Source organism: Chloroflexota bacterium (genome assembly GCA_016875875.1).
Classification (GTDB): Bacteria; Chloroflexota; Dehalococcoidia; order GIF9; family UBA5629; genus 9FT-COMBO-48-23.
Genome location: VGOP01000008.1, coordinates 94256 through 116055 on the forward strand (window position 1 = coordinate 94256; position 21800 = coordinate 116055).

The window sequence follows — 21800 nt, forward strand, 5'->3', positions numbered from 1 at the left end:
GGTGATGACTAACATATGCGATGGTATAACAAGACAAGGGAGCCCACCTTGGGCTCCCTTCTTATCGGTTTAATAACGGGGCTATCTTCCGCTTCGGGGTGCCCCACTACATCGACAAAGCCGGTGCAAAGTGAACACATTAGGGCGGTTTGTTCAACAGGACCGCCAGTTCATTTTGCTAACATACTTTTCAGCACCACCCACCGCACACGATTTGCTATGTAGAAGCATCTGATGGCATAATTGGAGCTTGATTCGTAACCTTTCTAAATTAATTCCGTTTCCGGATTAAAAAGGGGGAGAATATGGAAACCATTAGCGAAAAGAAGACAGGCACCGAACAAAAGAAGATACAAAGGCTCCCTTTCGGGATAAAGTTGAGCTACGGCATCGGTGACATCTCCAATAACATTTTCATCGTCGCCACGGGGATGTATCTCCTATTCTTTATGACGAATGTGGTCGGCATCAATCCCGCGCTGGCGGGGATCATGCTCCTGTTTCCCAAGATCTGGGATGTCATCGAAGACCCAATCATGGGGGCCATCTCGGATATCACCCGCTCCCGGTTCGGTCGGAGGCGCATCTATCTCCTCTACGGCGCGATCCCCTTCGGCGTCACCTTTTTCGTCCTCTTTATCGCCCCTGGCTATCGGAGCGAGTTCGCCAACGCGCTCCAAATATCGCTCCTCTTCGCGCTGGGCTGCACTGTCTTTACGGTCGTCAACGTTCCGTATGCCAGCATGGTGCCGGAGATGTCGGACGATTATAACGAGCGGTTGTCGATCACATCTTTTCGCATGTTCCTTGCCTCCGTCGGCGCACTACTGGCTGGGGCGCTGGCCCTGCCTCTGGTGCAGGCCGGTGGGGGAGGCGCCGCCGGTTTTCAATTGATGGGGATCGTCTTCGGCGTGGGTATCATTATCTCGTGTCTTATCTGCTTTTTTGGCACGAGAAAGGCGCCAAGCCTGCCGCCGAAAAAGGAGATGCCTCCCATGAAAGAGCAGGTCAGGATCGCGGTTAAGAATTATCCCTTTGTCATGTTGATGACCAGCTATTTCTTACAGGCGCTGGCCATCGGCGTCATGATGGCGGGGTTCGTCTACTATGTGAAATACGCGATGAACCTGCCCGAGACCGCGATGAACGTCGCCTTTCCCATCTTTCTAATCACCGGCATCCTGTTTATCCCGGTATGGCTCGCGGTGGGAAAGAGACTCGGCAAGATAAAGTCGTACTATATCGGGCTCGCCATATTTACCGTCATGATGGGGTCCCTCTTCTTTACGAGCTCTTCTCTGCCGTGGCTCTTCTATGTACAGGTATTCCTGGCGGGGATCGGTTTCTCGAGTTTTCAGCTCTTCCCATTCTCGATGCTACCCGACACGATCGAGTATGATCAGATGCAGTCCGGCTTGCGGCGCGAGGGGGTCTTTTCTGGCATGTGGTCAGCGGGCCAAAAGATCGCCTACTCCGTGGGACCTCCTATCGTAGGCTTTGCCCTCGCCCTTTCGGGATTCGTGATGGAAGGCCCCCAGCCTGAGAGCCTTAACGTCGGGGTTCGCGCAATTTTCTGCCTGTTTCCAGCGGCCATGATCCTGTTGAGTTTCCTGCCGTTTCGCAAGTACAATCTCACCGAAGAGGAATTCGAACGGGTAAAGGCGCACATCTCCCGGACCGCGGAGAGCCAGATAGGCAAACAAAACAGGCCTCGTTCTAAGTAGAGTCTTTAGAGTGAAAATAGGAAATGGCACCCAATCATACTATTTGGAGTAGTGCCTTTGTTGGCTCTCTGGGCTAAGTTTGGGAGGTCAGGCACTGGCAATAAGTTTGAATCCTACCCACGCCTGACCTCATGTTTTCTTCGCGGGTCTATGATAAAGCAGCGAATGGCCGAATCAGCTTGGCTTTGCTTGAAATCCTCAGACTAGTCGACGACGGCCTTGTAAATCATACTCTGTATTAAATTCCGGTAATACTCCCGGAGGCTTGGAGTGCTCACCATAAAAACAGCAACCAGGTCTTCCTTGGGATCAACCCAGTACACGGTCCCGGCAGCACCACCCTTACAGAATTCGCCGACATTTGCCGGAAAGTCTGCACTTGCAGTATCAACGCGAACGTAAAAATCGAAGCCTACACCATATCCATGTCCGGGTATGTACAGGGCATCGTCGCGGTTGCCCAGTGGGCCCAATTGATCCGAAGTTATGAAGGCCACGGTTGTCGGTTTCAGCAGACGCTTACCTTCAAGTTCGCCGCCATTTAGGAGCATCTGGGCAAAGCGCGCCCAATCCATGGCCGTCGATACTGAACCCCCACCTCCACTCCAATATTTCCTATTGGGGTCAGTTACATCAATGCAGAGAGGCCATGCGGGGTCCAAGTAAACCAAACGGTCTATGTCCTCTCCTGTAATCTGGAATCCGGAATCTTTCATTTCCAATGGTTTGTAAATGCGTTCTGCAAAGAATTTGTCCAGCGTCATGCCGGAGACAACCTCTATCACCCGACCAAGGACATCATACGACACGCCGTATCGATATATGGTTCCCGGATTTTCAACCAGCGGCATCTTGGCCACCTTTTCACACACTTCGGCATTTGTTAATCCTTCAAGTTTATTCATGCCAGCTTGTAAGTACATGGCTTGAATGACTGTTGGAGGAAAAAACCAATAACTTAATCCTGAAGTGTGTGTGGCAAGGTTCTGAATCGTCATAACGTTGCTGGGTTGCGCCATGGTGACCACATCTTTGCCTGTCTCGTCTTTCGAGACTTCCCCCACTTTAATATCTTTAAAAGCCGGTATGTATTTTTCGACCGGGTCTGTAAGCGCCAATTTCCCCTCATCCATCAACATAGCGACCGCCAAGGCGGTGATGGATTTAGTCATGGAGTAGACGCGGAATATCGAGTCCTTTTCCATCAGTAACTTTTTCTCATTGTCCCGGTAGCCGAAACTCTTGAAGTAGGCGATTTTCCCATCTCGAGCCACTAAGAGAACAGCGCCGTTTATTTTGTTTGCTGCTACGTCGTCATTTAATACAGTGTCAATCTGATTTAGTCGTTCCGACGAAAGACCGACATCCTCTGGCTTAACCGTTTCACTGGAGAAGACTGCAGGCTGGGCGCAAGCTGCAAAAACAGAAGAGATTAACAGGACCGATAGCAATAGGATTGAGCAAACCAGCCAAATCTTGTTTTGATATACCTTCTCTATTTTGATGATACGCCTCCTTTTTGGATTCTAGATAAGTGCTGTAACTTCGAAATGGCAGTGAAGCCCATAATACCTAACCAAGATGTGTAATATTCACCTCCTTTCAATGAGATTTATGTTTATAATCATTAGTTTCTTGCTACGGAGTAAGAATAATTCAATCACTGAACAATTACGTGTTTATGCCACTGCTTTCAATACGCACAATGCGCGCAGCGTTACCCACTTGTTAGGTTGTTTCTTAGCACCAAAGTCTATCCACGTCTTGCCTGTGTAGTCGTATTCCAGCAACCAACGCCCCTGAGCATCTTGCTTGTCATAAATTATGGCCAAAGCATTTGTCAGCCTAGGGTCATTACCGTAGCCTAATCCAATCAGCGCCTCAACGTTCTGCAGCAAATCGGTAACATAAAACACTGGAAAGCCGAATTTCCACCAATTTCGGCTCGGTTTATTGCTGTACCCGCAGGGATAATCTGCCTTGGCTGGGTCTTTGCTGAACAGGAAATCAACTCCTACGTTAATCGCGTTATCTATCAGTACCGTCCTTTTTCCCTTCGGCAATTTACTGAAAGCCAGCATTACTTTCACTGCTCCCCAGGCACAGGGCAATTTATTATTTGAGCCACAGGCAAAGTTCGGTCCACGTTTCGCAGAGTAGTAACGCACCGGGGCCGACTTATCTTCCATCGGAGCTACACCTTCCCCTGTGACACTCCTCGCCATCCACTCAAACGCTTTATCTAAGCGTGGGTCTTCACATCCCAGGTCAAGTAATGCGGCGCAAAGGTCTCCTTGCAAACAATCTGCTGTTCCCGAGGGAAGCCCATTCACTGTGAAATGCCCACCTTTTGTCAGCGTATGCTCCAATAAATAGGAACAGGCGGTGGCTATGCGCTCATCCATTTCAATAGAAGCGCCAAGCTGAGACAACAAGATAATCGACCACACAGTTCCGGTGTATTTCGGGTAATACCCGGCTCCGGGTTGCTCCCAGTATCCTTCTTTTTCCATCTTTTCTAACACGTGAGCAATAGGGCCTTCAGCGTGTGCCCTTTTCTTTACCGCCATCAATTCATCTGCATCGGTTTCCATTAGGTCACGCATGGCAAGGTATTTCACGCCAATATCGCTCAGCTCCAGTAACCACTGTAATTGATTTTCCTTTATCTTAATGTCCATTGCCATTAGAGTCCTCCATCTGGCTCAGTTTACACCCAAAAGTATCCATAAAATGTGATGGTGAGTCTCCCCATTAGAACGAGGTTCATAATGCTCGTGCTCAAATATTTCCTTAACAGTTAAGAAACTGAAATCTCCTTCCAGCTCTTCCCGTGTACAAAAATGGAGGAACCTCTCGTCTTCAAATGAGTTATCCTCGTTCTCGATGCGTTTACCTCTGCCAAAGTGCTCTGGGTCACCCGTGGAAAACGTGCTGAGGAAAAGCATGCCACCAGGCTTCAGCTTCTTTTCAATTATATCCCTGAGGGCGTTTCTTTCTTCCATTTTTAGCAACTGATAAAGGTTAGAGGCGAATATAATTTCGAATTTGCCGTCATCCATCTGCCTGAAGTCACAACATTCAAATCTGACACGCGATTCTAAATCATCAGCCAGCGCCTTCCGTGCCATTTCAATCGCTTCCCTGGAATTGTCAATGCCGAAAACATCGCATTTAATGTTTCGTGCCAAATATATGGCATCACGCCCATAGCCACATCCTAGGTCTAATATGTCGATAGCCTTGTAAGAGGGTTTGATTCCTTGAAGATAGTTGCAGGCAAAGGTAGCTAATTCGCTGGGTCTGTCACCCCAGACATGCTGATTAGTCCGATAAGTATTATCCCACGCCATCGGTTTCGTGTTTCTTTCTTCGGGTAATAAGAACGATGCTGCCCACTGTTCCCACTAGGTAGGCAAGCGGGCAAACGAAAATTGCCGTCATAAAGAAAAATGGCTCATCGCCTATTCCGGTTCTCTCCCAGAAGTCCTCACCAAACCACAGAGCAAATGCCGCGCCAACAAGATTGTGCAGGAGCATGCTGGCAAAAATTCCCACAGCGGAAGCGCCGGCCAGTATGAGGAACTTCTTAAGGGTTCTGTCAATGTCCGCTTTCACTGCCAGAATCAGCAGTGCCAGTCCTAACAGAAAGAAAAGTGAGCCGGAAACGAAGAAAAGCGTCGGAGCGAAATTAACGCCTAGAATATCGTTGAGCAATTGCCTCAGTGGCGGTCCCAGAAGCAACTGCATTACGATTGCAAGCAGGATGAAAACACCAAACAGTGCCCAGAATACCGGCAGAAGAAATTTGTTCGCCATTTTCCCCTCCATATAACTCGTAAGTTGCAAACAATACTAATCCTCCATCAATAGCTTGTCAATGAGCCAGATGGACAGATAGGGTCGTGGCTAGGCATCTTGAAACTCGGGTTGGTACTTTACCGTTCCGCTTATGTTTGCCAGTGCGCCTTTGCTGAGCTCCAGGGCCATAAATGCCTCCTCAGGGACTGGATATTCACATTTGAGGTTAAAGGTTCTGGCTGGAACAAAACCGAAGCGCGGGTAGTAATCCGGATGGCCCAGAACAACCACCGCTTTGTGACCAGCTTGATGGCATTTCTCAAGACCAGCGCTGACAAGGCTTGCCCCTATTCCCCTGCTCTGATGCGATGGCAAAACGGCCAATGGCCCAAGCCCGACGGCAGTCAGGCTCGATGATTCTGATTGGATTGTGACAGGGGTGAATAGGATATGACCTACGACCTGGTCTGAATCAATAGCCACGAGCGACAGTATGAATGCTTGCCTGATGCGAAGCTTCTCAACTATGTCTGCTTCAGCCGTGCCACCAAATGCCTGCTCATTAACATAGCCAATAGCAGCTATATCTTCAGGTGTTTCCTGACGTATAATTAACACGAAAAGCTCAATTCTTAAGTTTGATGTCTTGTGCCTGGGGATTGGCGCATGGGCAATGATTGCCTTCAGGGTGTCAGCCAGCGCCACCTCCACCACCACCGCCACCTCCACCACCACTGCCGCTGCCACCGGAAAAGCCTCCCTGGACCATGTTTACCATGCCACTGAAGGCATCGCTTATCGAGCCTAGCGATGGTGCCGATGAGATGGCGGGGGTTATCCCGTCTCCTGTATCACCGGCGGCGTAAAACCAGACCGGTGTTGGAGCCTCAAGCTCGCTGAACTGCTTTACCCAGCCCTGGGTCAAGCCAAAAACTACCGCATAGGCGAAATAGGTATCCCAGTAGCTCAGATTGTCGGTAGCTAGCTGCTTGTCTTTAACCATTTTCTTGAGATACTTGCCAAAAGCCTTCCACTGCGCAGATTCTTTTGTGCCTGTCTCCGTTCGCTTGGGTAGTTTCCGTGATAACATGACCGCTGCTATGCCAACGGGAATTAGCATCACAAAAGGAACGAATGTCATCTCAGCATATTGGCCCAGAAGCACAAAGAGCAGTATGCCAAGAAACATGGCAAAAACGATGAGAAGTAATGCGGGAGTAAGCAGGCGTTGGGCTGACCGCGATGGCTCCTCTTCAAAAAGTCCCTGCTTTACGGCATCCCGTTCCACCTTCTGGGTAAATTCCCGCAATAGCTGCGGATGCCGTCCTTTCTGCCCTGAAAGCAGTTTGCCGTCGCGACTTGCCATAGTCTGCGTTACCAGTTTCTCGAAAGAGAATTTCTCACCATCCTTGGCTTTTATTATCAGGATGTCTTTTTGTGTGCCGAACCAACGTCGTCTTTCTGTTTGCACTATCTCCAGGATGCCTTTGTTGGCCAGGTCGAAGAGGGTGGCAGTAAGTTCCGCCGGACCCACTCTGGCACGGGTTACTAGTGCCACCAGTGCTGGAGGTAGGTCACTCGGGGGTGAGTACTGTGACTGCGGCACCGGCCCAATTTCAGGCAAGCGGCCTCTTCTGCTGAAGGCACGACGTATCCAGAGAGCCCCAAGTAGCGGTACAACCAATAAGCCAAATAGCGTCAGGAGCAGGTTTATTACCGGCTTAACTTCATTGTTGTAGGCCTCTTGCTTTTCTAGCTTTATCTGCCACGTTGGCGGAGTGCCTTCGATAAGGCCGTGGGGGAAATAGACTCTGATCTCAAGTTCTTCAGCAGCCGGTACTCTACCGGCGAGGAACTCTATGGTCTGGTCATCCACTATACGCCTGATAGTAGGTACACCATAGCTATAAATGGAAAGCTGCTGTGGCGGCACCGGCTGAGGCAGGTGAACTACTACTTTGCTTGACTCCACATAGCTGTCGCGGTCTCCGAAAACGGCTTTCCAGTATAGCTGGTCAGCAGGGCTGTTGATGTGCACACAACCGTGTACCGTGTACCTCAGCTCTATGCTCCGACGGCTGTTAATTGTCTCCGGAAACCACCAGCCAATCCAGAACTTGTCTTTCTCCATCCATGTAGCATAGGCATAAGTCTCACCACCGGGTGACTCACCAGTCCTCTTCCGAACATCTATCCATTCTTTCACCGAAGGGTTCAGTGAGTATCGCCGGTCACCTTCCCAAACCTCTACATTGTCGATTGACTCAAGCCTGTCGGTGGGCATCCATCTGAATGCATAGTGGAAATCGCCTGAGGTGAAAACGAATGTCTGTGTCTCGCTGATTTGTATATCCGAATTGGCTAGAATGCTGATATCGACATTTATGGACTCGTAATGATACACTCGGTCGGCTGCGGCAATAGCCCCAAAGCTGCCTAATAGCAGGGCCAGAGCCAAAAAAACAACCAGAATAGAAAGCAGCCCCTTGTCGATCCTGCTAAACATCTGCCCTGACTTTCTCCTATTCCTTTGCCTTGGGGATGATGGAGCGGGCGATGATTTCTTTCTGGATTTCGTCTGTCCCGCCGCCTATTCGGGAGAGGCGGCAGTCCCGCCAATAGCGTTGAGCAGGACTGTCCATCAATAGACCATGACCGCCATGAATTTGCAGAGCCTCATCGGCTACGCTGTTGGCTACCTGAGACGACATCAATTTTGCCATGGATATTTCTTTAACCGGATAAACTCCGTTTTCGAATAGCCAGGCCACATAATACACGAATTGCCTGGTGACTTCTATCTCTGTCGCCATATCTGCGAGCTTATGTTGAATGACTTGGAAATGAGCCAGCGGGTGACCAAATTGCTCCCTCTGTTGAGCATACTTAAGGGCGGCTTCAAAAGCTACCTGAGCCCGACCCACCGCATTAGCTGCCCCAGCTATCCTCTCTCCCTGGAGTTCCCACATAATGTGGTAGAAGCCCTTCCCCTCATCACCAATCATGTTTTCGGCTGGAACCTGACAGTTATCAAAATGAAGATGAGCAGCATCAGAGCAGACAGTCGTCACTTTGTGCAGCTTTCGCCTGGTGAATCCGGGAGCGTTTGATTCCACAAGAAACAGGGATATACCCTTATACCCTTTCTGCTCGCTGGTTCTGGCCACTACAAGGATAAAATCGGCACGGTAGCCATTGGTGATGAATATCTTCTCTCCGTTGATGACCCAGGAGTTGCCGTCCTTCCTGGCATTTGTCTGGATGGCAGCTACATCAGAGCCAGCCTTAGGCTCGGTTACCCCTAGAGCCCCGATCTTCAGGCCACGGTTCATCGCCACCAGAAATCGTTGTCTCTGTTGTTCAGTGCCGAATTTAAAGACAGGCGGTGCGACCATTTCATTCTGAACGGATACTGCTGTGGTTACTCCACCCATGGTTGAGTGAGCTAACTCCTCAGAAAAGATTATCGAATACATGAAGTCCAGATTTTGCCCGGCGTACTTCTTGGGGAAACGCAAGCCCAGAAACCCGAGTTCGGCAAGACGCGGGAAAATGGAGGAGGGGAATTCCTCTTTTTCTTCCCATTCATCAGCGTGAGGCGCCAGCTCTTTCTCGGCGAATTCCCTTACCTTCTTGCCGAATTGTAAGTGCTTTTCTGTGATAATTGGATGTAGTGTTTTGGGGCTTTTCTCTTCCATAACTAGAACTCCATTACTTTCAAGTCCTTGCTTATTATGAGCTTTGGTTTGGTAAACTGCTGGATGTAGTCAACGCTTATCCCGGGGGCGAGCTCTTTCAGTTCCAGCCCGGCCTCTATAATATCAAGCACACATAGACTGGTGATGATTCTGTTTACCACGCCCTTTGCTGTCAAGGGCAAAGTGCATCGCTTTACAATCCGCGGCTTCCCGTTTCGGTCGGTATGTTCACAGATGACGATGATGCGTCTGGCTCCGTAAGCCAGGTCCATGGAGCCGCCTATGGCTCCCAAGGCCTCTCCTTCAGTTCGCCAGTTGGCTAAATCACCGGTCTCGGACACCTGGTAAGCGCCAAGGATGGCGACATCGAGGTGACGACCGCGCATCATGACAAAAGAATCTGCAGAATGGAAGAAGGAGATGCCCGGGAGCATTGTTATCGGTTGAGCCCCGGCATTGACTAATTCCCAGTCCATTTCATCATCGCTGGCTATCGGTCCGAAGTTCAGTACACCGTTTTGTGAATGAAGGATGACTCCTTCAGGAGCAAAATTGGCTACTAGAGTCGGCAACCCGATGCCCAGGTTTGCATACATCCCCGGCTTCAGTTCTTTGGCTGCTCTTAGGCATATAAGGTCTTTGGCTAAACCTGCTGCTGGTGGTTGTTCAGAGCTACTTTCTTGGGTCAAGTCTTACGCCCTTTTGTTTTGACGGTACCTTTGTATACCCAGTCCAGTGGCGGCTTCTCGGCCTTGACCACTTTGTGGACGAAGATGCCCGGTGTAACAATAGCCTCGGGGTCGAGCTCGCCCGCCTCTACCATTTTGTCCACTTCGGCAATGGTAACCCTGGCAGCTATCGCCATGACGGGATTATGGCACCTTGCTGTCATTCGATAGACCAAATTACCCAATCTGTCACCCTTGTGTCCTTTGATGAGGGCAAAGTCGAGGGGGAGAGCGTGTTCCAGGATACACTCTCGGGTTCCGAATGTCTTTTTCTCCTTGCCTTCTTCTACTATTGTGCCCACGCCGACCGGACAGTAAAAAGCGGGTATGCCAGCGGCGGCAGCACGCAGCCTCTCTATCAGATTCCCTAAGGGTAATATCTCTACCTCGAATTCACCCTTTAAGTATGGCTCGAGTAGAGGATTGGGAGCAGATGGATCAGCGTATCTGGCGAATGGTGTGATGGCTTTTTGGACGCTGCCGGATTGAATCAAGAATTCGAATTGTCTCGGGCTGGTAGCCACCACGGTGAGACCTTTGACCTTTCGCTCGGCTAAAGCGAGGACGAGTCTGTACGGAGTACCGGCAGCGCCGAAACCACCAATACCAATAACAGCGCCATCAAATATATCGGCCACTGCTTCAGAAGGGCTGGCTACAATTTTGCTAACTACCGGCGATTTACCTGTACTCAAGCTATACTCGCACTACAACGGCTTGAAATATTTGATATCAAGGATATTGCCCTCGCATTTGTCTTTAAATACCGCCTCTACACGCATCCCTATTGTGATTTTATCAAGGGCTGTCTCTCCCAGGAGATGACACATTCCGGTATCTGCTCCATCTAGTTGAATTATCCCGCAGGCGTAGGGAACATCTGTGGGCTGGTAGCTTGGAGAATAAGTATATTGGATAACGGTGTAAGTCTGGACAGTACCTCTGGGCAAAACCTCAACTAATTCGCTCAGATTGCTAAAACACACGGCGCAGACAGATCGGGGTGGCACGTACACCTTTTGGCAAGTAGGGCACTTCACACCCATTATCTTTTTATTATCTCTGAGCTGCCGGTAGAACTCGCTGGCAAGAGCCCCGTAGTAGTTGAAATAAGGGACGTAGAGCCGCCCTGGAACCGTGAACGGTGCAGTCGCTTCCTCTTTAGCCATCCTGTCAATCCCTTTTTACTGAGAGTATTTGTTTGTCATTGCGACGGGCGTAAGCCACAAAGCAACCCCGGAGATTGCCACGCTTCCCTCTCAATTACAGAGAGGAGTTGCTCGCAATTCTTCTAGCCTTTCACTAACCTGAAATAGAGAATATCTGTTACTAACCCCTTGCGTTCCTGCTTTGGCTTCAATACCATCTCAACCCTCGCCCCTTCCTTCAGTTTTGTCTCATCTTGCTCTTCGAGATAATGCTGAAAGGTTATTCCCTCATCAAGTAAGATATTCCCGTGAATGTAAGGCTCCGGCTCTATTTTCCCGGTGCTCGGGTTCATCTGTGGTGCAACTACCTTCTCCCACTCTATCAGCTCTCCCTTACCGGAAAGCTCTACCCAATCAGGCCATTCTGACGCTCTCACGTGGCATATTCCACAGATAATCCTGGGTGGTAATAGGAGACGCTGACATTTGGGGCAGCGACTAGCCCAGAGCTTGCCATTGTCTCGTAGCTCGACTAGCCACTTGCCCAAGTAGGGACCGGCACTCCAATTGAAAGGCAGGTTCATCAAATTTGAAGTGCCGAGGTATTCTGGCGACTCTTTTTTGTCCAAACTATTCCTCACTTTAATCCAGAGCTTTACTGAGCAAGTGTGCCACCGTCCAGCTGCTGCCGCCCCAGGCTGTGGTGAATGTTCTTTTAACTTCACGGTTGACCTGGCGTGCCCCGGCATCACCGCGGATTTGCAGGGCAGCTTCAGCAACCCGTATCATCCCGGTAGCTCCAATAGGGTTAGTGGCGATGACGCCCCCTGATGGATTGACCGGAAACTCGCCATCACGGTTGGTGACACCTCTCTCGACGAGCTTGTAAGCCTCTCCCTTTTCACAGAAGTGGAACGCCTCAGACCAGACCAACTCCGCCCATGTAGATGGCTCATATATTTCAGCCATGGAGATATCTCGGCGCGGGTTAGTTATGCCATTCCGCTTGTATATTGTTAGTGCTGCCTTTTCCAGGTTATCCAGGGAAACAGGGTCGCCTCGATTGTAGCGAGTCTCGTTGTGGACCTCGACCCAATCTTTGACCCAAACCGGCTTTCGGCTCAGTTTTTTCGCCTTTTCCTCAGAGGCGACTATTATGGCACAGGCGCCTTCCGAAGCCGGGCACATGTCGAGCCTTCTCAGTGGTGGTACCAGCATCTCAGATTTAAGCACATCTTCGACTGTTTTCAGATTTAGTCTTAGATGGGCATGGGGGTTCAGGCATGCGTTTCTATCTGCCTTTAAGCGGACCAGAGCGGCATGTTCCTCAGTGGCGCCCGATGTTTTCATGTACCAACTACCCAATCGGGCGAAGGTGCCTATAGCTCCCGTGGATATCCAGCGATCCCATAGCGGGTCAGCGACGGTTTTTAGGCCAGCTCTGCTATCTCCCTCGCTTTGTTTTTCAAAAGTGACCGCCATGACAACATCGTAAAGCCCTGAAGCAGCACAGAAGAAGGCAGTGCAGGCCAGGGTGCCGCCGGTGGTGCCACCTGTGGTTACTCTGAACCCGGGCTTGTGATAGCAGCCTACATAGTCCACCTGCCACAGGTCCTGATGGTATCTTCCCTCGAAGAGCTCCATGTTCCCCGTTACTACTGCATCGACATCTTTTATCGTTAATTTGGCATCCTCCAAAGCAGCTCTTACCGCTTCGTTGCATAACTCAGGTATGCATACATCGGGACGTTTGCTTGTATGGTATGTCTGGCCTATGCCGATTATTGCAACTCTATTAGCCATCTTTTCTTTCCGTTTCAGGTTTTTAGGATGAGCACTGCATGATGCTGCCCGCATGGGCCATAAGTGCCGTGGGCAAGACCGGTCTTAGCTTTGGGGATTTGGTGGCCGTCTGCCTTCCCCATAAGCTGAAGAGCTACTTCAGCCACCCTGGCGATTCCAGCTACCAGCGTGGGATTCCCAGATAACACCCCACCGGATGGATTCACCGGCAGTTTGCCTCCCATCTCGGTGAGGCCTTTTTCAATTAGCTTTCCTCCGTTGCCTTTTTCACAGAATCCCAGGCCTTCGCTCCAGAGCAACTCTTGATAGGAGTAGTATTCTGATATTTCAGCCAGGTCGCTCTCACGCAATGGGTCGGTTATCCCAGCCTGACGATAGGCGTCCCTTGCCGCTGAAGATAGAGCATCGCATTCGGCCAGGTCTCGGTCTCCCAGATAATGGCTTTCGTAGCATTGTCCCATGCCGGCTATCCAGACCGGTGTCTTAGCAAGTTTCTTAGCTTTCTCTTCTACAGCCAGGATTAGGCCGCAAGCTCCGTCTGAAACTGGTTTGACTTCCAGTGACTTTATAGGAGAGGCCAGTACGGGCGAATTAAGCACCTCTTTAATTGATACCGGTTTTCTCAGCTGAGCAAAGGGGTTATTTTTAGCATTGCCTCGATTCTTGACTACTACACGAGCCCGCTGCTCTGGAGTAATCCCATATTTGTGAATATAGCGGTTTGCCTGGAGAGCGGCAGCAGCTAGGAAATCAAGGCCGACTTTCTGCTGATAAACTGGGTCGAAGGCAAAGTTCTCTATGATGTAACCCACCGTCTGCGATTCTTTACAGGTAGCCACCACTAAGACGACGTCGTAGTGTCCAGAGAGTATTTGGAGGTAAGCGTAGATGACGGCGTTAATCCCGTCTGAGCTTATTTTCTCCTCAGCTCGCAAATGGGCGCCGGCTACTTCACCATGGGCTATGTCAGACAGGGTTCTGCCATCCCAATGGTCAGAACTACAGGTAACAGTAGCATCGATGCCAGTGCCATCCCCGGAAAAGCTAAGCCCGGTCTCTTTCAAAAGCCTCTCTACTACCTGATAGGTAATCTCGACTTCGCGCCAGGCTGGCTTTGCCTCTTCATATTTGGTCTGGGCAACAACTACAATGCCAACTTTTCGACTCATTTTTTATCCCTGGGGTTACCGATAGTTGCGATTTAAGAGTCGCCAATCGCAAATTATACCTTCAGACTGCCAGGTTGTAAACATCGCATCGAGGGTGTCGAGCATCTTCTCGCTGCCATTGCGCCTCCTTTTGCCCATCTTTGCGAACTTCTTTTACCCGGTCATTGCGAGGCACCGAGTGCCGTGGCAATCTCAGGCAATACATCAGCCTCTGTCCGCTTCTACATCCCATACGGCAGTGAACGGAAGGCTTTATTGATTGTGCCAACAGTTGTCCGAGTGTCCTCGTCGGTGTGAGCCAGTGAGACAAAGGCGGCTTCGAACTGGGATGGCGGCAAATATATGCCTTGAAGCAACATCTGATGGAAGAATTTGGCGTAGACCTTGATGTCCGATTTGGTGGCAGTTTCATGGTCCGTGACCGGGTCTTTGGCGAAAAAGACGGTGAACATTGAGCCTAGCCGGTTCAGTTGTATGTATATTCTGGCTTTATTTGCCGCTTCGTTAATGCCTTTCGCCAGAAACGATGACTTTCGCTCAAGTGCGTCGTAAGCTTTAGATTCCTTTAATATGGTGAGTGTTTCAATACCGGCGGTCATAGCCACTGGATTTCCGGAAAGTGTCCCGGCCTGGTACACCGGCCCTGAAGGTGCCACCATTTCCATAATGTCTTTTCGGCCGCCGTAGGCTCCTATGGGGAAGCCGCCGCCTATAATCTTTCCCAAACAGGTCAAGTCCGGAGATATATTATAAAGGCTCTGGGCGCCACCGTAAGCCACTCGAAAGCCAGTTATGACTTCATCGAAGATGAGCAGCACTCCGGATTGGCAGGTCAAGCCTCGGAGATGTTCCAGGAAGCCAGGCTTTGGCAATACAACCCCTGTATTGCCAGCTATTGGTTCAACTATCACAGCAGCGATGTCAGAAGCGAAGTCTTTGAAAATTCGTTCTACTGCCTTTAGATTGTTATAGGGGGCGACCAGGGTATCGGAGGTCAATGAGGCGGGCACGCCGGGAGAGCTAGGTATGCCCAGGGTTGCCATTCCCGACCCTGCTTTAGCCAGTAGTCCATCTGAATGGCCGTGGTAGCAGCCGGCGAATTTCACCACCTTGTTTCTGCCGGTGAAGGCTCGAGCCAGCCGGATGGCGCTCATGGTGGCTTCTGTGCCTGAGTTAACGAATCGCACCATCTCGATTGAAGGCATAGCTCCGCAGACCAGCTTTGCCAGCGTTGTTTCCAGTTCAGTTGGAGCGCCAAAGCTTGAGCCATGTTCTACTGCCTTCTTGACTGCTTTTACTATTCGAGGATGGGAATGTCCCAGTATGAGCGGCCCCCAGGAGCAGACGTAATCTATGAATTCATTACCATCTTCGTCGTACAGTCTAGAGCCCCGACCCCACTTGATGAAAAACGGCGTACCTCCAACCGCCTTGAAGGCACGCACCGGACTATCCACGCCTCCGGGCAGATAGCGCTGGGCTTCTTCAAAAAGCTGTTTGGAGCGATTAGTATTTTTCATAACTTTATGTCAGACACGCATGCAACTATTTGATTTTGACCCTCACCCTAACCCTCTCCCATCAAGGGAGAGTGATTGAGATTGCCACGTCCTTCAGCGGAAGGACTCGCAATGACAGCAAAATTTACAGAGATGTAGGGACTGGTCTTTAGACCTGTCCGAAGCGGACAGACCTGAAGGTCTGTCCCTACGTGAGATTCTTCGATGGGCCCAGAATGACAGGTAATGAATGGTGACAAATAATTCACAGCCAGTGGGCTGCCTCCTTGGCGTAGTAAGTTATGATTATATCAGCCCCGGCTCTTTTGATGGCGGTGAGTATTTCCAGGACTATTCCTCTCTCATCCAGCCAGCCTTGCTGCGCCGCTGCTTTCACCATGGCGTACTCGCCGCTAACGCTGTAAGCAGCCAATGGGTGATTGAAGATATCACGCACCTTGCGTATTACATCCAGACAAGGCAAGGCTGGCTTGACCATGACGATGTCCGCACCCTCGGCTATGTCCTGCTCTATCTCTCTCAAAGCCTCCCGCCAGTTGGGCGGGTCCGTCTGGTAAGAGCGGCGGTCGCCGAACTGCGGCGCCGACTCAGCAGCTTCACGGAAAGGCCCATAAAAGGCAGAGGCATATTTAGCGGCATAAGCCAGAATTGGGATATTGTGAAAGCCGTTTCTGTCTAACGCCTGCCGAATCGCCTTTACCCTGCCATCCATCATATCTGAAGGAGCTACCATATCAGCGCCGGCTTCAGCATGAGATAAAGCTGTTTTGGCAAGTAGTTTCAAAGTTTTATCGTTGTCGACATAGCCATCCACGACAACACCGCAGTGGCCATGACTTGTATATTCACATAGGCAGACATCGGTTATCACCAGTAACTCAGGGCTCGTCTTTTTGATAGCTCGTATTGCCTGCTGGATCACTCCCTTTGGGTGATAGGCTGAGGAGCCGATTTCATCTTTCTTTCGGGGTATGCCGAAAAGTGTTATTGCTGGAATGCCAAGCTTAGCGATTTCCTCGGCTTCCTTAGGCAGCAGGTCATTGGAAAGGCGGTATAGGCCGGGCATTGAGCTTATCGCTTGCTTTATCTTATCGCCTTCTACAACAAAAAGAGGATATATCAGGTCGCCGACCTCAACCTTTGTCTCTCGAACCAGTGCCCGCAGGGCTTCACTGCGTCGGAGCCGTCGCAAACGCAGTTGTGGGAAACTACTCATCTTCCTTCCCCCTTTCCTTGGAAGTAATGTTCTATGGCTGCTACCAACCCGGGTATGGTGTGCTCCGTAGCTATTATGTCAGCCTTCAATCCCTTTTCAACCATGGCTGCAGTTGTGCTCGGTCCGATGCAAGCTAGCTTGGCTTGTTTTATAACCTCCCATCTTTGCCCCAGTATAGCCAACAGGCTGTTTACTGTCGAGGCACTGGTGAAGGTAATAACGTCAATCTCTCCTTTCAACAGCATCTCTTTTCCCTGTGAGGTTCCTTTGGTTGAGGTAGCAGTTTTATAGGCGTTTACCTGGTGGACTTTAGCTCCAAGTTTGGCAAGTCCGTCAGTCAATTCATTACCAGCGATGTCGGCACGAGGCAGAAGAACCTTGCATTCGGTGACATCCTTCTTGCTAAGGCCGGCTAGGAAGCCCTGACTCGTGTATATCTCCGGCAGATAATCAGGACATATGCCTTTTTTCTCAATGACTCTAGCTGTAGCCGGGCCTATAACCCCGATTCTAATGCCGGCAAAGTGACGCGCGTCCAAACTAAGGGCATATAGCCTTTTCCAAAACATCTCCACGGCATTGACGCTGGTAAGGATTATCCAGTCGTAGTTTTTCAGGTTCAGGATAGCCCGGTCAAGCTCCTTCCAGGTTTGTGGCGGGCTAATCCTTATAACCGGCATTTGGGTAGGAACAGCCCCACGTTCCCAAAGTAGCTGGCTCAATTCACTGGCCTGGTGTTCGGCTCTTGTCACCAGGACTCGTTTGCCGAAAAGAGGGAGGTTATCAAACCAGCGCAGCTGTTTGCGGAGCTTGACCACTTCGCCAACTACTATCACCGCTGGTGGCTCGAAGTTCTCTTGTTTGGCTTTACTGACGATATCTTCCAGCGTGCCGACCACAATCCGCTGCCTTGGGCTGGTGCCCTGGCTTATCACCGCCACCGGAGTAGCGGATGGCCTGCCGTTCTGTATCAATTGGTTGACTATCTGTGCCAGATTCGCCATTCCCATAAGGAAGACCAATGTATCGCTACCGGTGCTTATCTTATCCCAGGCAATGCTTGATTTACCTTTTTCGGGGTCTTCATGACCGGTGATGACAGTAAATGAGGAAGCCAGACGACGATGGGTCACCGGTATGCCGGCATAGGCCGGGACAGCATAGGCCGATGATATCCCGGGCACCACCTCGAAAGGAATTTGGTTGGCAGCCAGGACTTCAGTTTCTTCGCCCCCCCGCCCGAGGACAAAAGGGTCGCCGCCTTTGAGTCTAACCACTGTCTCGCCTTCTCGGGCTTTGCCAACCATTAGCAGGTTTATCTCCTTCTGCTCCATGGCATGGCAGCCACGTCCCTTGCCCACATATATCTTCTCAGCATCAGGAGATGCTTCTTCAAGCAGGCTATCATTGATAAGCCGGTCGTAAATGATGACATCGGCTTTTCTGAGGCATTTCAGCCCCTTTACAGTGATAAGGGCTGGGTCACCCGGCCCAGCACCCACCAGGTATACTTTGCCACGTTTCACGTTAGCTCAACCTTTACTATAAATTCTAGTATCTTGATTTTAAGCATTTCAAATATCTTTTACCTATGTTAGGCTATTCTACCACACCATCCTTTGTCCTCGCAGAGCCATGATTGAATATCATCCAGAATCTAATCCAGTACCATTAACATTAAAGTAGTATAGACCTTTTAAGGCCTATACAAGGTTTTGTCATGCCTAGCTTTTGTGGTAAAGTTTATAGATACTTTGCAAATACGAGAATCGAGATTGAAGAACTCCTTTACCCTTATAACGCTGTACATAGTAGCCTTTGTCGGATTTGCCGGTTTCAGCTTTTTGTTTCCGGTGATACCGCTCTATGCGGCTGAGTTGGGTGCTACGGTGGCAGAAGTCGGGCTGATAGTAGCTACCATCTCTTACGTTACGGCTTTCTTTCTGATTCCATTTGGCATGCTTTCTGATAAATTTGGCCGGCACGAACTTCTGGTCGGTGGTTTAGCCGTCTTTACCTTGGCCCCCTTACTCTATCCTCTGGCTAACAATCCTGAGCAGCTTATTTGGGTCAGGGCAATCCATGGCCTGGCAGCAGCGGCTTTTCTGCCGACCGCCATTGCCCTGGTAGTTGATCTAACCCCCGAGACAAAGCGAGGCGAAGCCATAGGCTGGTATACAGCTTCACTCCAACTGGGCTTGATGGCCGGCCCAATAACCGGTGGTTTCCTGACAAGCCACTTTGGTTTCGATGCTGCCTTTTATGGCTGTAGCGCTATCTCTCTGATAGGCCTAGTTCTGGCTTTTTCCCGACTCCGTGCTATTTCCCACCGACCAACGGCCATTCCAGGCAAAGCCAGCTCATCATGGCATTGGCTAGGACAACCGCTGGCGATTGCCGTCTTGTTGGCCCCCCTGCTAGTTGCTGTTGGCTCAGGCACGATTGGCAGCTACATCCCACTTTACGGCAGGGGTTTCGGCATGACTGAGGCTGATGCCGGGGCAATCATTACTGCCCTTTATGCCAGCTCAGCTTTGTTGCGAGCTCCAGCCGGGAGATTATCGGACAGTGTTGATAGAAAGCTTTTGCTTATCGTTGGTGTGGGGCTAAGTGCTATAGCTGTGTCTCTTTTTCCCTTCTTTCATAGCCTATCACAGTTTATCATCATAGGCATCATATTTGGCATCGGTATGGGAATAGCCATGCCGGCAAGTCTAGCTATGGCGGCCGATTTTTCTCCGGTGGGGGGAAGGGGTCTGTCTATGTCCATACCTACTTGTTTCTTTCAAGTCGGCTTGGCGGTCGGGCCTACAGCCATGGGATATGTAGCTGGGATAAGTAGTTTTGAGACTATGTTCCTGGCCTGTGCTGCAAGCCTGGTCTTCGGTTTGCTCATCATGCTCGGCTTAATGCGCGTCCAAAAGGTACAGTGATGAAGGTTGTGTTACATATATGCTGCGGAGTCTGCGCTGCAGGTGCGGTGGAAGCACTGGTCACAGAGGAGCACGAGGTTCTCGGCTTTTTTTACAATCCAAACATTCACCCGGCAGAGGAATACCAAAAAAGACTAGAGGCAGCCTGCAAGGTAGCTAAAGAGTTAGATTTCCCGTTACAGGCCGGGCCCTATACTCCCGAAGAATGGTTCGACCGGACTAGCTCCTTAAAGGATGAACCTGAAGGTGGTAAGCGATGCCAGGTATGCTACAGACTACGGCTGGAAAAGACCTATGATTACATGGCGGCTTGTGGGGCGGATGCCTTTGCCACTACTTTGACAATTAGCCCTCGCAAGTCGGCACAGGCAATCAATAATATAGGACAGGAAATTGGTGGGGACAAGTTTCTAATGAGAGATTTTAAGAAAAAGGATGGCTTTAAGCGGGCTGTGCAGTCAGCCAAGAGATTGGAGCTTTACCGACAGAACTATTGTGGCTGCATATATAGCATAAGGCAAGGGACATGACAACATCCCCCCTCCTTCTAGCTCCCTCCCGCCAGGGGAGGGAGAAAATGGTCACCGACCCCTCTTGCGGTGGGTCTCGATAAATCTCTCGATGGAGCGGTCGTAAGTCCTCTCGATATCAGCCGAGAAGAAACAGGCTGGCAGCTCACCTGACCTTTGATGATAAGTGAGACATTCGCAGCAAATACCTTTTCTGGCGCATGGTTCGTAGGTGCAGTTGCACCTGGTTTTGTTTTCCTCAATTTTGCATTCTCTCATCGCAGCTCCTCCATAAAATCTATGCCCCTATCTTCTCTGGTCGAATCTCCGGCCTAGGAGTAGTGAAGCTATGGTGATTTTTTGAATCTCGATGGTTCCACCGGCAACCCCCCAGCCCCAGCCATCGCGCATCATGCGCTCCACAGGATATTCTTTTGAGTAACCATAGCCGCCGTGTATTTGCAAGGCCATCCCGGTAACTTCTCTCACCATCTGGTTGGCAAAACACTTAGCCAGGTTAGCCTCAAGTGGGACGGGCAATCCTGTGGCTGCGTTGACTGTTGCCCTGTAGATGAGAAGGCGGGCGGCTTCAACCTTCATGGTCATCTCTGCCAGCATGAACTGTATTGCCTGGAATTCACATATCTCTTTGCCCCACTGCTTCCTTTGCTGCGAATAGGCCATAGCCTCTTCCAGAGCTCCTTGAGCTATCCCCAAGCACATGGTGGCATTGCCGCATCGCTCAAGGTCGAAAGCCATCATTAGCTTTCTAAACTCGCCCTCCTTGACCACCAGATTATCCGTGGGGACGCGGCAATCCTCAAAAATCAGGTCGCAACTCGGAAAGCCTCTCAAGCCCATGAACTGTTCTTGTTTACCAAAGGAAAAGCCGGGTGTACCTTTCTCAATGATTAGCCCGCCTATACCTTTAGCCCCTTTCTGTTCACTGAGTCTCACATATACCACATAAACGTCAGACTCGCCTCCACCGGAGATAAAGCGTTTCATGCCATTAACCACATAGTGGTCACCTTTTAATACAGCTCTGGTGCTGAGGTCGGTCAGTGCCGAACCTGCCTCGGGTTCGGTCATGCCAACCGAAATCATGGATTCGCCATGACATACAGGAGGCATATATTTCTTTTTCTGTTGCTCGGTGCCAAACTGTTCAATTACCTTTACCGGGCCAACATTGGATTCGAAAACAGGTGCGGCGCATAAAGGTGATACCCTGGCTAACTCTTCGATCGCCAGAATGGCTTCAAACGCAGACCGTCCCTGTCCACCGTATGTGACCGGCAGGCACAAGCCCAAGAGGCCTAAACCTGCCAGCTTTTGCACATACTCGGGGGGTATGTGTTCAGCCCTGGCTTCCCATTCCACAGCCTTTGGGCGGAACTCCTTTTCAGCCACATCATGCACCATCTTCTTCAGCATTTTTTGCTCTTCGGTTAATTGAAAGTCCATCTTTCGACTCCTTAGTTTCTTATCAGTGCCGCCTGGGTATTTTATGTCGTCATTAGTTTTTTTACAATATAAACGGGCTTGTTT

20 protein-coding genes are annotated in these 21800 nt (G+C 50.3%); 3 read left to right on the forward strand and 17 right to left on the reverse strand.

The genetic code is table 11. The features are described from left to right. Positions 1-305: 305 nt before the first annotated feature. A complete protein-coding gene (locus FJ023_07225; GenBank protein MBM4447125.1) occupies positions 306-1724 on the forward strand; it encodes an MFS transporter in 1419 nt (472 codons plus the stop codon). A gap of 203 nt (positions 1725-1927) precedes the next feature. Here the strand turns inward: FJ023_07225 and FJ023_07230 are convergent, their stop codons facing one another. The 15 genes from FJ023_07230 to cobA form a co-directional block, all read right to left on the reverse strand. Further along, positions 1928-3232: a beta-lactamase family protein gene (locus FJ023_07230; protein MBM4447126.1), complete on the reverse strand. Its 1305-nt coding sequence runs from the start codon at positions 3230-3232 to the stop codon at positions 1928-1930. A gap of 171 nt (positions 3233-3403) precedes the next feature. Next, a complete protein-coding gene (locus tag FJ023_07235) occupies positions 3404-4411 on the reverse strand; it encodes a nitrogen fixation protein NifH (GenBank protein ID MBM4447127.1) in 1008 nt (335 codons plus the stop codon). 18 nt (positions 4412-4429) lie between these two features. Continuing rightward, a complete protein-coding gene (locus tag FJ023_07240) occupies positions 4430-5077 on the reverse strand; it encodes a class I SAM-dependent methyltransferase (GenBank protein MBM4447128.1) in 648 nt (215 codons plus the stop codon). After that, positions 5064-5543 (reverse strand): hypothetical protein, encoded by a 480-nt coding sequence (locus FJ023_07245; protein MBM4447129.1) that lies wholly within the window; start codon positions 5541-5543, stop codon positions 5064-5066. The genes FJ023_07240 and FJ023_07245 overlap by 14 nt, the downstream gene beginning before the upstream one ends. A gap of 90 nt (positions 5544-5633) precedes the next feature. Beyond that, complete coding sequence (locus tag FJ023_07250; protein MBM4447130.1) at positions 5634-6143, reverse strand: N-acetyltransferase; 510 nt, start codon at positions 6141-6143, stop codon at positions 5634-5636. 73 nt (positions 6144-6216) lie between these two features. Beyond that, on the reverse strand, positions 6217-8031 hold the full coding sequence (locus tag FJ023_07255) for a DUF2207 domain-containing protein (protein MBM4447131.1): 1815 nt from the start codon (positions 8029-8031) through the stop codon (positions 6217-6219). Positions 8032-8047: 16 nt separating this feature from the next. After that, a complete protein-coding gene (locus tag FJ023_07260; GenBank protein ID MBM4447132.1) occupies positions 8048-9223 on the reverse strand; it encodes an acyl-CoA dehydrogenase in 1176 nt (391 codons plus the stop codon). A gap of 2 nt (positions 9224-9225) precedes the next feature. Further along, on the reverse strand, positions 9226-9912 hold the full coding sequence (locus tag FJ023_07265; protein MBM4447133.1) for a 3-oxoacid CoA-transferase subunit B: 687 nt from the start codon (positions 9910-9912) through the stop codon (positions 9226-9228). Next, the gene (locus tag FJ023_07270) at positions 9909-10646 is read right to left on the reverse strand and encodes a 3-oxoacid CoA-transferase subunit A (GenBank protein ID MBM4447134.1); all 738 of its coding nucleotides are present in this window, start codon (positions 10644-10646) and stop codon (positions 9909-9911) included. The genes FJ023_07265 and FJ023_07270 overlap by 4 nt, the downstream gene beginning before the upstream one ends. A 12-nt stretch (positions 10647-10658) precedes the next feature. After that, positions 10659-11120 carry a Zn-ribbon domain-containing OB-fold protein gene (locus tag FJ023_07275; GenBank protein ID MBM4447135.1) on the reverse strand — a complete coding sequence of 154 codons (462 nt, stop codon included), beginning with the start codon at positions 11118-11120 and terminating at the stop codon, positions 10659-10661. Positions 11121-11242: 122 nt separating this feature from the next. Continuing rightward, the gene (locus FJ023_07280; GenBank protein ID MBM4447136.1) at positions 11243-11878 is read right to left on the reverse strand and encodes a hypothetical protein; all 636 of its coding nucleotides are present in this window, start codon (positions 11876-11878) and stop codon (positions 11243-11245) included. Between the two features lie 1038 nt (positions 11879-12916). After that, complete coding sequence (locus FJ023_07285; GenBank protein MBM4447137.1) at positions 12917-14071, reverse strand: thiolase family protein; 1155 nt, start codon at positions 14069-14071, stop codon at positions 12917-12919. Between the two features lie 221 nt (positions 14072-14292). Continuing rightward, positions 14293-15591 (reverse strand): glutamate-1-semialdehyde-2,1-aminomutase, encoded by a 1299-nt coding sequence (gene hemL, locus FJ023_07290; protein MBM4447138.1) that lies wholly within the window; start codon positions 15589-15591, stop codon positions 14293-14295. A 244-nt stretch (positions 15592-15835) separates the two neighbouring features. Next, a complete protein-coding gene (gene hemB / locus FJ023_07295) occupies positions 15836-16807 on the reverse strand; it encodes a porphobilinogen synthase (protein ID MBM4447139.1) in 972 nt (323 codons plus the stop codon). Next, a complete protein-coding gene (cobA, locus tag FJ023_07300; protein MBM4447140.1) occupies positions 16804-18333 on the reverse strand; it encodes a uroporphyrinogen-III C-methyltransferase in 1530 nt (509 codons plus the stop codon). Before cobA ends, hemB begins: the two co-directional genes overlap by 4 nt. 189 nt (positions 18334-18522) lie before the next feature. Here cobA and FJ023_07305 point away from each other — a divergent pair, with 189 nt between their 5' ends. After that, a complete protein-coding gene (locus FJ023_07305; GenBank protein MBM4447141.1) occupies positions 18523-19740 on the forward strand; it encodes an MFS transporter in 1218 nt (405 codons plus the stop codon). Next, on the forward strand, positions 19740-20270 hold the full coding sequence (locus FJ023_07310; protein MBM4447142.1) for an epoxyqueuosine reductase QueH: 531 nt from the start codon (positions 19740-19742) through the stop codon (positions 20268-20270). Before FJ023_07305 ends, FJ023_07310 begins: the two co-directional genes overlap by 1 nt. Positions 20271-20321: 51 nt before the next feature. Here FJ023_07310 and FJ023_07315 read toward each other — a convergent pair whose 3' ends face one another. Together FJ023_07315 and FJ023_07320 are read right to left on the reverse strand one after the other, a co-directional pair. Further along, a complete protein-coding gene (locus tag FJ023_07315; GenBank protein MBM4447143.1) occupies positions 20322-20528 on the reverse strand; it encodes a hypothetical protein in 207 nt (68 codons plus the stop codon). A 27-nt stretch (positions 20529-20555) separates the two neighbouring features. Continuing rightward, positions 20556-21716, reverse strand: coding sequence for an acyl-CoA dehydrogenase (locus tag FJ023_07320; protein ID MBM4447144.1), 1161 nt, complete (start codon positions 21714-21716; stop codon positions 20556-20558). Between the last annotated feature and the right edge of the window lie 84 nt (positions 21717-21800).

Bases quoted from the DNA above. Each gene is read 5' to 3' on its own strand.
- FJ023_07225 (MBM4447125.1), top strand. From the start codon at position 306: ATGGAAACCATTAGCGAAAAGAAGACAGGCACCGAACAAAAGAAGATA.
- FJ023_07235 (MBM4447127.1), bottom strand. From the start codon at position 4,411: ATGGCAATGGACATTAAGATAAAGGAAAATCAATTACAGTGGTTACTG.
- FJ023_07240 (MBM4447128.1), bottom strand. From the start codon at position 5,077: ATGGCGTGGGATAATACTTATCGGACTAATCAGCATGTCTGGGGTGAC.
- FJ023_07245 (MBM4447129.1), bottom strand. From the start codon at position 5,543: ATGGCGAACAAATTTCTTCTGCCGGTATTCTGGGCACTGTTTGGTGTT.
- FJ023_07255 (MBM4447131.1), bottom strand. From the start codon at position 8,031: ATGTTTAGCAGGATCGACAAGGGGCTGCTTTCTATTCTGGTTGTTTTT.
- FJ023_07260 (MBM4447132.1), bottom strand. From the start codon at position 9,223: ATGGAAGAGAAAAGCCCCAAAACACTACATCCAATTATCACAGAAAAG.
- FJ023_07275 (MBM4447135.1), bottom strand. From the start codon at position 11,120: ATGGCTAAAGAGGAAGCGACTGCACCGTTCACGGTTCCAGGGCGGCTC.
- FJ023_07285 (MBM4447137.1), bottom strand. From the start codon at position 14,071: ATGAGTCGAAAAGTTGGCATTGTAGTTGTTGCCCAGACCAAATATGAA.
- hemL (MBM4447138.1), bottom strand. From the start codon at position 15,591: ATGAAAAATACTAATCGCTCCAAACAGCTTTTTGAAGAAGCCCAGCGC.
- hemB (MBM4447139.1), bottom strand. From the start codon at position 16,807: ATGAGTAGTTTCCCACAACTGCGTTTGCGACGGCTCCGACGCAGTGAA.
- FJ023_07310 (MBM4447142.1), top strand. From the start codon at position 19,740: ATGAAGGTTGTGTTACATATATGCTGCGGAGTCTGCGCTGCAGGTGCG.
- FJ023_07315 (MBM4447143.1), bottom strand. From the start codon at position 20,528: ATGAGAGAATGCAAAATTGAGGAAAACAAAACCAGGTGCAACTGCACC.
- FJ023_07320 (MBM4447144.1), bottom strand. From the start codon at position 21,716: ATGGACTTTCAATTAACCGAAGAGCAAAAAATGCTGAAGAAGATGGTG.